The sequence below is a fragment of the Desertihabitans brevis genome (assembly GCF_003327535.1).
In the GTDB taxonomy this organism is placed as follows: Bacteria; Actinomycetota; Actinomycetes; order Propionibacteriales; family Propionibacteriaceae; genus Desertihabitans; species Desertihabitans brevis.
The window spans coordinates 65464-77715 of the sequence record NZ_QOUI01000002.1 but is presented as its reverse complement, the minus strand read 5'-3'; the positions used below and the strand labels follow the sequence as shown (position 1 = coordinate 77715).

Below are 12252 nucleotides of genomic sequence, written 5' to 3'. Positions count from 1 at the left end.
CGCTGGCGAGTTCCTTTCCCTGCAGCCGGCCGGCACTCAGGACAGCCGAGGCGCTCGTGTGGCGGGTGGTCGTCAGCCAGCCTAGTGCGGGAGCGGGGGCCGGCGTCCGGGGCCCTCGGGCGTGGTCGTCGGGCGGGCCCGGAACGGGTCCGCGTGACCGAGACCACGGCCTGCGAGGCCGCTCGCGAATCGTCGTCCACGGGAGCCACGCCCTAGACTGCTCCCGGCCTCGAGCGAGACGAGAGGGAGCACGTGACGAGCCTCCAGCAGACGACGCACGACGTCGAGCGGACGCTCGCCCCTGCCCGCGTCCGGGACGTGCTCGCCGCCTACCTGGCGCTGACCAAGCCGCGGATCATCGAGCTGCTGCTGGTCACCACGGTGCCGCCGATGTTCCTGGCCGCCGGTGGTGTGCCCGACCTGCGGCTGGTGCTCATCACCCTGCTCGCGGGTGGCCTGGCCGCCGCCAGCGCCAACGTCTTCAACTGCGTGCTCGACCGCGACATCGACGAGCTGATGCGGCGCACCCGCCGCCGCCCGCTGCCGCGCCACCAGGTGCAGACGCCGCAGGCCGTGGTCTTCGGGGTGCTGCTGGCGGTGGCCTCCACCGCGGTCTTCCTCGGCGCGGTGAACTGGCTGTCGGCGGTGCTGGCGCTGGGGGCGAACGCGTTCTACGTGTTCGTCTACACGATGTGGCTCAAGCGCCGGTACTCCCAGAACATCGTCTGGGGCGGCATCGCCGGCTGCTTCCCGCCGGTGATCGGCTGGACGGCGGTGACCGGCGAGCTCGCCTGGGCGCCGTGGGTGCTCTTCGCGGTCGTCTTCTTCTGGACGCCGCCGCACACCTGGGCGCTGGCGATCCGCTACCGCGCCGACTACGCCGCCGCCGGGGTGCCGATGCTGCCGGTGGTGCGCCCGGCCCCGCAGGTGACGATCCGCATCCTCGTCTACACCGTGGTGACGGTGGCGGTGAGCCTCGCGCTGTGGCCGATCGCCCAGACCGGCTGGGTGTACCCGCTGGCGGCCGCGGTGCTCGGTGCGGCGTTCACGGTGGAGGCGGTGCGGCTGCACCTGCGGGCGCGGTCCGGGCTGCTCGACGCCTCGCTCCGGCCGATGCGGCTCTTCCACTGGTCCAACAGCTACCTGGCCCTGCTCTTCATCGCCGCCGCGGTCGACCCGCTGCTGCGCTGAGCCCGGAGGCGAGCGGTGGCCGCGGGCGACCGTCTGGTGCCGCCCGGCGCGCTCGCCGAGCTCATCGCCCTGGACGGCGGCCGGGTGCGCACACTGCGCGCCGGACGTGCCGGCGCTGGGCCGCCGGTCGTGCTGGTGCACGGCGGCGGCTCCGACAACGCCGCGATCTCCTGGTATCGCGCCCTGCCGGCGCTGGCCGCCGACCGGGAGGTGCTGGCCCTCGACCTGCCCGGGTTCGGCGGCACCGAGGGGATCGCCCCGCTCGGACGTCCTGAGGCCATGGCGGACCTCGTGGCCCGCTGGATGGCGGCCCTCGGGGTGCCCAGTGCCGTCGTCTGCGGGGTGTCGATGGGCGGTGACGTGGTGCTCAACCTGGCTCTGCGCCACCCCGACCTGGTGCGCGGGCTCGTGCTCGTCGCCCCCGGCGGTCTGGTGGACCGTCTCGGGTCGCCGCTGGCGCAGCGCGCCGCCTGGCTGGCCACCCGGCTGCCCGACCCGGTGCTGCTGCCGCTGGTGCGGCTGGCGAACCGGTTCACCCGGACCGCGCTGCGGGCGATGGTGCACGATCCGGCCACGCTGCCACCGGAGGTGGTCGAGGAGTTCGTCCGAGAGGCCCGCGCGCCCGGCGGGAGCCTCGGCTACGCCCGCTACAACCAGGCCACCGTCGGCCGCACGGCGATGACGAACTCGCTGCTCGGCTCGGTGCATCGGATCGGCTCGCCGGCGCTGCTCCTGCACGGCGACCGCGACCCGTTGGTGCCGCTGGCGGGCTCGCGCGCGGCGGCTGCCGCGATGCCGGGCGCCCGGCTGGTGGTGCTGTCGGGGGTGGGCCACTGGGCCCAGCTGGAGGCTTCCGACCGTTTCCTCGCCGAGGTGCGCGCGTTCCTCGTCGGCCTGGGCTGACCGGACCGACCGCCGGCTGCGGCACCGCGGCCCAGAGGGGGCTACGAGGGGGGCCAGAGGGGGGCTACGAAGGGGCTAAATCCGCGCCCCAGGGGGGCTAAAGAGCAGTCCACGTCTGGAGGGCGGGCAGAGGGTAGCCCTAGGTTCGCTGCGGGTGCCTGCTGCGTCGTGCGCGGGCACCTCGGAGCAGGTCCCGTCATGAGGAGCGAAGTGAGCAGTCGATCTCGGGCCAGGAGTGGCCGCGCAGTCGAGTCCGTCCCGCCGGCGCGGAGGTGGGTGCGGTCGGCTCTGGTGGGTCTGGTCGCCGGTGCCCTGAGCGGCACCTCGCTCGCCGTGCTGCCGGCCACGGCGGCGGTGGGTGAGACGATCACCGGCTCCGCCTGGCAGGACTACGACGCCAACGGGGTGTTCGACAGCTACGAGCAGCCGCTGGCCGGGATCGAGGTGTATGCCTACGACTCCGAGGGCAACGTCGTCGGCCCGGTGACCACCGGCGCGGACGGCACCTACAGCATCGCCACGACCTCCGACGCGGAGCAGTGGCGCATCGAGGCCGATGTCCCGGATGCCCCGGAGTGGGACGCGTGGCGTGACGGGGCCAACGGGGCCGACCACCGCTCCACGGTGCAGTTCGTCACCACGGTGCCCGCCGCGGATGTCGACTTCGCCTTCCAGGTGCCGGGCACCTACAGCGAGAACAACCCGCTGATCTACCTGCCGGAGTACCACTCCGGTGCCGCCGACGGCCCGAACGCCGGCGCGCGCGCTGGCGGCGTGCTGCGCTACGAGGCCGAGAGCCCGGGCGCCTGGGACACCGTCCCCACCACGATGGATGTCCCCTTCGGTCAGGTGGGCGCGACCAACGGCTCGGCCTGGCAGCGCGCCACCAGCCCTGACGACTTCGGCTCGCTCTTCGTCGCCGCCTACGTCCGCCGGCACTCCGGCCTCGGCCCGGGTGGTATCGGCGCGATCTACCAGGTGGAGCCGAACGGTGCGGACGCCACCGCGCCCACCGGGACCGCCCAGCTGTTCGTCGATCTGACCGACTACGGCATCGACCTCGGCCCGGAGTACGACGCGGGCGCCGGTCAGACCGCCACCGGCATCCGCCCGCGGCCCTCGCTGGAGCCCGGCAGCGAGTACACCAACCCCAGCTACGACTGGATCCGCGACTCCCAGGCCTGGGACAAGGTCGGCCGGACGGGGCTGGGCACCATCGCCTTCTCCTCCGACGAGCGCTACCTGTTCGCGGTCAACCTCTACAACCGCTCGATCGTGCGGATCGAGGTGGACAAGCCGGCGACCCAGGTGCTGTCGGTGGAGGAGTTCGACCTGGACGAGTACTTCCCCGACGACGGTGAGCTGCGCCCCTACGGCGTCTCGGCCAACCCGCTCACGAACGAGCTGTACCTGACGGTGACCCGGACCGCCGAGCTGAGTGAGGACAGCGAGCAGCTGCACGGCTACGTGTACCGGTTCGCCGCCGAGCAGCCCGACGACCTCGACCTGGTGCTCGACTTCCCGCTGACGTGGGAGCGGTACTACGACGTCGAGAACCCCGAGGGCAACGTGACCGCGTCCACCGACTACAAGTACCGGTTCTGGACGACCGATCCCGCGAAGGCCCTGGCCAGCGCCAGCATCCCGAACTCGACCAACGCACGGCCGACGCCGGTGATGGCCGACGCGAAGTACCTGCACGGCAACCTCGTCATCGGCATCCGTGATCTCTGGGGCGACACCCTGGGTGCGAACACCTACTACGGCCCGACCCCGGGCAACCCGATCGACGACCGGATGACCAGCATCCGCGCCGGCGGTGAGATCCTGATGGCCGCACCGAACGCCGAGGGCACCGGCTGGGAGATCGAGAACAACGGCGTCGCCGGCGGCGTCACCGGAGCGGGCAACCCGGCCGAGGAGTGGGGTCCCGGGGGCTGGAAGTACTTCGACGACTCCTGGCCGGCCGGCGGTGGGCCGACGATCCACGACCGGCAGGCGCTCGGCTCGCTGCTCGTGCTGCCCAGCCGGGACGACGGCGTGCTCTCCACCGCGGTCCACGCGGCCGGCGGCTCCATCCAGGTCGGCGTCCGCCGCTTCTACCAGGCCACGGGTGCCCACTACGACCCGCGTGGTGCGACCACCGTGCAGCTGGAGAACACCGGCGCACCCATGGTGACCGCGAAGGGCAACGGTCTGGGCTCGATGACCGCGCTGTCCTCGGCGGCGCCGATCGAGATCGGCAACTACGTGTGGTTGGACATCGATAAGGACGGTGTGCAGGACGCGGATGAGCCTCCGGTGGAGGGTGCGACGGTGAACCTGTACGCGGCTGATGAGGACGGCAACCGCACCGGTGATCCGATCGCGACGGTGCTGACTGACGCGGAGGGGCAGTACTACTTCACCTCCGCCGAGCACGGTGTGCAGGCGCAGACGCGGTATGTGATTGGGGTGGACAACCCGGCCGACTACGAGGCCGGTGGGGTGCTGGAGAACTGGGTGCCGACCAGCCCGGACACGGGTGATGAGAACAGCACCGATCCGGATCGCAACGATTCGGACGGGATCGTGGACGAGGCGAACGGTTTCCCGTATGCCGCGGTGACCACCGGTGATCTGGGCGACAACGACCACACCTTCGACTTCGGTTTCTGGTACTGGACGCCGGCGTTCGACAAGAGCCTGGTGTCGGTGACGGAGAACCCGGAGGACGACGGCACCTGGGAGGTCGTCTACGGGCTGTCGGTGACGAACGAGGGCCCCTCGGCCGGTGAGTACGACCTGTCGGATGATCTGACCCAGATGGGTGAGGGGATCGTGCTGGAGTCGGCCACCACCTCCGGTCCGGACGGTGTCGACCTGCCCGGTGGGGTCGCGCTGAACGAGGGCTTCGACGGCTCCGACGACCAGCTGGTGATCGCCGACGTGCCGATCGAGGGCGCCGGGATGACCTATGTCGAGGACACGGACTCGTGGGTGATGGGTGAGCCGGTCACGCACGAGTACACGGTGACCGCGACCGTCTCGTTGGAGACCGACGAGGCCGGTGTGGTGGTCCCGCCGGTGGAGAACCTGACGTGTCAGCCGGCTGCTGGTGGGGGTTCGGCCCCGGGCAGTGGTGCCTACAACGCCGCGACGCTGTCGCCGGATGGTCTGGATGATCTGGTCGATGATGCCTGCCCGTCGCTGCCGTATGTCGACATCGAGAAGGTGCTGGATGGTGAGCCGGCTCCGGTGGCGGGTGAGCCGGGGATCTGGGAGGTCCGTTACCTGTTGACGGTGTCGAACCCGTCGGAGGTGGACACCGACTACGACCTGACCGATGAGTTCCGCTTCGGTGCGGGCATGACCCTGGTCGAGGGTTCGGCGACGGTCGCGAGCACGGACCCGGCTGGGATCGAGGTCTCGGAGTCCTGGGACGGTGTCGAGGACACGGTGGTCGTGGAGGACGAGCCGATCGCTGCGGGTGGTGAGCACACCTACTCGGTGACGGCGCGGTTCGCCCTCGATCTGGCGTCGGTGCCTGCTGAGCCGGTGAGCAGTGATTGTGAGCTGGGTGCGGGTGAGGACGGGACCGGGCTGCGGAACGAGGCTGGGGTGTCGTTCAACGGTTATGAGAACGTCGATGACGCGTGTGCGGAGACCGGTGAGCCGGAGATCGAGAAGTCGGTGGTGTCGGCTGAGCCGATCGGTGAGGGCCGGTGGGAGGTGGTCTACGGCGTCGAGGTGTCCAACCTGGGGGTGGAGGAGACCATCTATGACCTGGATGATGAGCTGCGCTTCGATGAGGCCGTGACGGTGGAGTCGGCCGAGGTCACCCAGGCCCCTGACGGTGTCACGCTGGTCGATCCGGCCTGGGATGGTGCCGCGCAGCCGCGGGTGGCAGACGATGTGGCTCTGCTGGGCAACGATGATGAGGGGTATGCCCCGCACAGCTACGAGTTGACCGTGGTGGCTGAGGTGCCGGTGGATCTGGTCGGTGCGGGCGGGATCGCGGCTTGTGTCGGCGGTGCGGGCAGTGCTGAGCCGGGGGCGTTGAACAACGAGGCGTCGATCGGGTTGGAGGATGAGCGGTCCAAGTCCGACATCGCGTGTCCGCCGCTGCCGTCGTTCGAGCTGTCCAAGACGGTGGCCTCGGCCCCGGTCGCGGATGCGGATGGTGTGTTCACGATCGACTATGACGTGGTGATGACCAACACCGGTGCGGCGGCGGGTGAGTACGACCTGTTCGACCAGCTCGACTACCCCGAAGGTGTGGAGATCACCGACGTGGCGGTGTCGGAGACGGTGCCGGCTGATCTGCCGGTGCTCGAGGGCTTCACCGGTCAGGGTGAGCAGGAGCAGTCGGTGGAGAACCAGCTGGTCGATGACACCGAGCTGGCTGCGGGTGCCTCGCACACCTATCGGGTGCGGGTGTCGTTCGTGGTCGATGTCGATTCTGAGGCGATCGATCCGGCGCAGTTCACCTGCGAGGTGGCACCGGGTGCGGATGGTCCGGGTGGTCTGGTCAACGGCGCGGTGGCTGATCACAACGACCTGGAGCTCCAGGCCGAGGTCTGCACCCCGCTGGAGCCGATGGGTGACCCCGTCCTGGACAAGAAGGTGCTGCTGCCGGGGGAGACCCTGGACAACGCTGGTGAGGTCACCGACACCCTCTACGAGGACGGTGATCCGCAGCCGCGTGAGGTGTCGGCGGGTGATGTGATCCAGTACGGCATCGTCGTGCAGGGTCACGACCGGTTCCCCTCCACCGACGTGTTCGTCGAGGACGCCCTCCCGGCCGGGGTGGCTTATGCCGGCGACTATGTCGCCAGTCGTGGCTCCTATGACGGCACCACCTGGACCATCGGCGACCTCGCTGCCGATGAGGTCGTCACCCTGGTGATCGACGTGACCGTCGAGCCCGCGGCCGATGGGACCATCGTCACCAACGTGGCCCAGCTGTCGGGGAACGGTCGTGAGATCGCCGATGACCCGAAGAACCCGGGCAAGGACGGTGGGCGTAACACCACTCCGGATGATGGCTATGACGAGGTGGACATCACCGTCCGCTCCGGTGATCCGGTGCTGGACAAGAAGGTGCTGCTGCCCGGGGAGACCCTCGATGAGGCTGGTGAGGTGACCGACACCCTCTATGAGGACGGCACCCCCCAGCCGCGTGAGGTCGCCCCCGGGGATGTGATCCAGTACGGCATCGTCGTGCAGGGCCACGACACCTACCCCGCCAGCGACGTGTCCGTCGCCGACGCCCTCCCGGCCGGGATCACCTACGCCGGTGACTACCAGGCCAGCCGGGGCGAGTACGACGGCACCACCTGGACCATCGGCGACCTCGCTGCTGGTGAGGTGGTCACCCTGGTGATCGATGTGACGGTCGAGCCGGCCGAAGACGGCACGATCATCACCAACGTGGCCCAGCTGTCGGGCAACGGGCGGGAGATCGAGGACGACCCGAAGAACCCGGGCAAGGACGGTGGCCGCAACACCAGCCCCGATGATGGGTATGACGAGGTCGACATCACCGTCCGCTCCGGGGACCCGACGCTGGACAAGAAGGTGCTGCTGCCCGGGGAGACCCTCGACGGCGCCGGTGAGGTCACCGACACCCTGTATGACGAGGACGGGAACCCGCAGCCTCGTGAGGTGTCGGCTGGGCAGGTGATCCAGTACGGCATCGTCGTGGAGGGTCACGACCGGTTCCCCGCCACCGACGTGTCGGTGGCCGACGCCCTGCCGGCTGGGATCAGCTACGCCGGTGACTATGTCGCCAGCCGGGGTGACTACGACGGCACCAACTGGACCATCGGTGACCTCGCTGCGGGTGAGGTGGTCACCCTGGTGATCGATGTGACGGTCGAGCCGGCCGAGCACGGCACGGTCATCACCAACGTGGCCCAGCTGTCGGGTAACGGTCGGGAGATCGAGGACGACCCGAAGAACCCCGGCAAGGACGGTGGCCGCAACACCAGCCCCGATGACGGCTATGACGAGGTCGACATCACCGTCCGCGCCGGGAACCCGACGCTGGACAAGAAGGTGCTGCTCCCGGGAGAGACCCTGGACAACGCCGGTGAGGTCACCGACACCCTCTACGACAGTGAGGGTAACCCGCAGCCGCGTCAGGTGCAGGTCGGTGATGAGATCCAGTACGGGATCGTGGTCAAGGGTCACGACACCGACCCTGCGGTCGAGGTCGCGGTCGAGGACGTGCTGCCCGCCGGAGTCGCCTACGCCGGTGACTACGAGGCGAGCCGTGGTGAGTACGACGGCAGCACCTGGACCATCGGTGATCTGGCTGCTGGTGAGGTGGTCACGCTGGTGATCGATGTGACGGTCGACGATGTCGCGGCGGGGGAGATCGTCACCAACGTGGCCCAGCTGTCGGCCAACGGTGAGGAGGTGGCCGACGACGGTGAGCGCGACGGCCGCAACACCGACCCGAGCGACGGCTGGGACGCGGTCGACATCACCGTGGGCGACCTCGGCGGTGAGGAGCTGCCCGACAGCGACGAGGGCCCGCAGGATGGTGGGTCGGCGCCGGGTGGTCAGCTGCCCCAGACCGGTGCACCGGCAGTCCTGCTGCCGCTGCTGGCCGGACTGGCCCTGGCCGGTGCCGGCACCACGCTGGTGATCCGCCGCCGCCGGGGAACGGGCCTCTGACCCTGACTCGGTAGGGCTCCTGCAGCAGGGGTGCCGACCGCGCGAAAGTGCGCGGACGGCACCCCTGCCGCCGTTCCAGGACGAGCACGGCAGCCCGCACCGGAACACCGCGGTGCCCGACAGCGGGAGAGGTGTCAGCGAGGCAGCAGGCCCGCGCCCAGCGGGCGGTCCTCGCTGAACCCGGGCAGCACCAGGAAGGTGCCGGAGGCCGTCGTGGTGGTGTACTCCAGCAGCGCGTCCTGCTCGTCCATCCGGGCCAGCGTGCGGGTGAAGGTCTCCAGCTCGCGCTGGAAGGAGATGAAGACCAACCCCTTGTCCTCCGCGCTGCGGGCGTAGGAGTAGCTGCGGCGCAGCATCAGCCCGGGCAGTCCCGCCGGCAGCGGGTGGGCCCGGCGGACGTGGGCGTCGACGGCGATGTCGTAGACCCCGGCCTCGCTCTTGGACTGCAGGTCCGGGTCGTCGTCGATGGTGCCGCCGGACAGCGGCACCCCGGTGTCCCGGCGCCGCCCGATCTTGGCCTGCTGCTCCGGCACCGGCAGGGCCACGAAGTCCTCCACCCGGATCGGCATCAGCCGGACCACCGCGATGCAGCCGCCGGCCAGGTCGTCCGGGCCGTCCAGCCAGACCAGCTCGTCCTGCTCGGCCGCGGTCTTGGGCACGCTGATGCCGTCGTGGAAGCCCAGCAGGTTCCGCGCGCCGATCCCGTCGAGCGCCCCGCGGAACCCGGCCACCTGCCAGCGCAGCTCGACCGCGTCCCTCAGCTCGGCGGTCAGCGCCTGCTCGGCCAGCACGATCACCGTCGGGTCGTCGGAGCACACCTGCAGCAGCAGGTCGCCGCCCCGCTGGCGGTCGGGGACGTCCTCACGGGCGAACCGCGGCAGGTCGCTGGCGCCGGGGGAGCCCGTCCCCCGCGCCAAGCGGACGACGTCCGGACCGACCCCGACGGTGACGGTGAGGTCGGCCGGATCCACCCCCGCCAGCTGCGGGTCGGTGCCCAGGGTCAGCCCGGCGATGCGCCGGCCCAGCCGTGCCAGCACCGCCGCGACGTCCGACCCGGCCACCAGGTCGGCTACGGTGAGCCCGATGTGGGCCTGCCGCACCAGCGGCACGGTCACCCCCGGCTGGTGCTCGCCGTACGGCGACACCGGCTCCGACGGCGCCGGTGCGGGCTGAGCCGGCGGCTGCTCGGCGGTTTCGGTCGACCGGCTGGCGCGGCCCAGCAGGAAGGCCCCGGCCGCTCCGGCGGCCACGCCGCCACCCAGCAGCGCCCGCCGGCCGACGTGTGTCGACGGAGTCGGGGTGTCAGGGGATCCCATGCCCGGCAGGATAGTGGGCCGGGCGGTGTCCGGCCTCGGCGCGGACGCCGGTCGTGGCCCGCCCGCACCGGTAGGTTGTGTGGGTGCGCACCCCCCTGACGCTCATCGTGGCTGTGGTCTGCCTGCTCCTGCTCAGCGGGTGCACCGGCGATGGCGGGGACGACGTCCGCCCCGAGGGCGAGGGGCCGGTGACCATCCGGGTGCCCGAGCACGCCGCCACCATCCAGGCCGCCGTCGACGCCGCCCGACCCGGTGACACCGTCGAGGTCGCCGCCGGCACCTACCGCGAGAGCGTGCAGATCCGAACCGACGACCTCACCCTGCGCGGCACCGACCGCAACGCCGTGGTCCTGGACGGTGAGGGCGTGCGGAGCAACGGGGTGGTGGTCACCGCCGACCGCGTCACGGTCGCCAACCTCACCGTCCGCGACCACAACCTCAACGGCGTGCTGGTCACCGGGTTCTCCGACGAGAACGGCGGCCTGGCGCGGGGCAGCGACGGCTACCACCGCCTCGACCCCGAGCAGTTCCCGCCGGTGCAGGGTTTCGCGGTCCGCTACGTCACCGCCGCCAACAACGGCCTGTACGGGGTCTACGCCTTCGACGCCCAGGGCGGGGTGGTCGAGCGCAGCTACGCCTCCGGCCACGCCGACTCCGGCTTCTACGTGGGCCAGTGCCAGCAGTGCGACGTGGTGGTCCGCGACAACGTCAGCGAGTACAACGCCGTCGGCTACGAGCAGGCCAACGCCAGCAGCACCGTGTCGGTGGTCCGCAACCGGTTCGCCGCCAACCGGGTGGGCATGGCGGTGATGTCGGACTACCAGGAGGCCTTCGTCCCCCAGCGCGAGGGCCTGGTGGCCGGCAACGTGGTCGTCGACAACGCGGCGGTGGCGACGCCGGCGCACGCCGAGGGCGGTTTCGGGATCGGCATCGGCCTGACGGGCGCGCAGGACAACACCATCCGCAGCAACCTCATCAGCGGGCACCCGACCGCCGGGGTGCTGGTCACCTCCGCCGAGGACATCCCCCCGCTGGGCAACCAGCTGGTCGGCAACGTCGGCGAGCGCAACGAGGTCGACGTGGCCTACACCGCCACCGACCGCGCACCGGGCGAGGGCAACTGCCTGGCCGACAACGAGTTCAGCTCCACCCTGCCCGAGGGGCTGCAGGACAGCTGGAGCTGCCCCGAGGGCGGGACGCGGACGGTCGGCGCCCCGCTGAGCGCCGAGACGGCACCGGAGGGCATCTCCTTCCGCGACGTCCGCGCACCGCTGGAGCAGCCGCAGATGCCGGAGAGCTACCTCGACGCCGCACCGGAGGCCCCGCCGGTCACCAACGCCGAGACCGCGCTGCCGCCGGCGGACCTCTACGCCGAGCTGGCCCACGGCACCGGCTGAGCACCGCTCAGCCCAACGCCGGCACCTCCGCACCGTCGGCCGCGGCGAAGTCGAAGGTGCTCCACAGCTCGCTCTGCCCCAGCGCAGCCTCCAGCCGCAGCAGGTGACCCCGCTGGTCCACCCAGTACCGCAGCCGCGAACCGGCCTGGTCGGGTGCGCCCTCCGGCGTGGGCCCGGTCATCACGTCCACCGCGGCGTCGCCGACCCGGTCGGCCCGCAGCCAGCGTGCGTCGCTCTGCGCCAGCAGCAGCGGGTTGTCCGGACGGTCGGCCCCGAGCTGCAGCACCATGGCCAGCGCCGTGTCGAAGACCGCCTGCTCCGGCACCACCGCCGACCGCGTCCAGCCGTCCTCCGGCCGCGGCAGCACGGGCTCCGGCACCGGCGCGGGCCGGCTCGCCTTGGCGGTGCGGTCCCAGTGCACCAGGCCGAGCTCCTCGGCGCCGTCGGCGCTGAGCACGGAGGCGTAGGCCACGAAGGCGCGGTAGTCGACCCACCCAGAGAGCCGGAGCGGCTCGGGCGTCCCGACCAGGTGCAGGTCGAGCCGTCGGGTGCCCTCGTCGTAGGCGTTGAATCGGATGACGGCGAACCGCTCCGCCTCCGCGGTGGTCAGCGGACGCGGGTCGTCGTCCTGCCCGCAGGCGGTCAGCCCGGCCAGCGCACCCGTCGCAGCGGCCAGCAGCAGGGCCCGCCGGGAGATCATGAGTCGCCGCCTCGGCGGATGGGGTGGGGTGCCGGCACGACGCCTCACCCTAGCCGAGGAACGGCTCCGATGCCCCCGTCGA

Annotated in this window: 6 protein-coding genes; 4 read left to right on the top strand and 2 right to left on the bottom strand. The window is 71.2% G+C overall.

Translation table 11 applies throughout. The annotated features are described in order from the left end of the window. The first annotated feature begins 252 nt into the window (after positions 1-252). From DT076_RS03730 to DT076_RS03720, 3 genes are all read left to right on the top strand, one after another. Positions 253-1191: a heme o synthase gene (locus tag DT076_RS03730; RefSeq protein ID WP_114125325.1), complete on the top strand. Its 939-nt coding sequence runs from the start codon at positions 253-255 to the stop codon at positions 1189-1191. Positions 1192-1206: 15 nt separating this feature from the next. Then, positions 1207-2094 carry an alpha/beta fold hydrolase gene (locus tag DT076_RS03725; RefSeq protein WP_199538943.1) on the top strand — a complete coding sequence of 296 codons (888 nt, stop codon included), beginning with the start codon at positions 1207-1209 and terminating at the stop codon, positions 2092-2094. 276 nt (positions 2095-2370) lie between these two features. Then, the gene (locus tag DT076_RS03720) at positions 2371-8757 is read left to right on the top strand and encodes an SdrD B-like domain-containing protein (RefSeq protein WP_158548032.1); all 6387 of its coding nucleotides are present in this window, start codon (positions 2371-2373) and stop codon (positions 8755-8757) included. Positions 8758-8891: 134 nt separating this feature from the next. On the opposite strand, the gene DT076_RS03715 is transcribed toward DT076_RS03720, so the two are convergent. Then, entirely contained in the window at positions 8892-10073 is a 1182-nt protein-coding gene (locus tag DT076_RS03715; RefSeq protein ID WP_114125323.1) for a Dyp-type peroxidase, read from the bottom strand. 83 nt (positions 10074-10156) lie between these two features. Between DT076_RS03715 and DT076_RS03710 the strand changes: the two genes are divergently transcribed. Further along, on the top strand, positions 10157-11470 hold the full coding sequence (locus DT076_RS03710; protein WP_199538942.1) for a right-handed parallel beta-helix repeat-containing protein: 1314 nt from the start codon (positions 10157-10159) through the stop codon (positions 11468-11470). Positions 11471-11477: 7 nt separating this feature from the next. On the opposite strand, the gene DT076_RS03705 is transcribed toward DT076_RS03710, so the two are convergent. Further along, positions 11478-12170, bottom strand: a complete 693-nt coding sequence (locus DT076_RS03705) for a hypothetical protein (protein WP_114125322.1) — start codon at positions 12168-12170, stop codon at positions 11478-11480. Positions 12171-12252 lie beyond the last annotated feature (82 nt).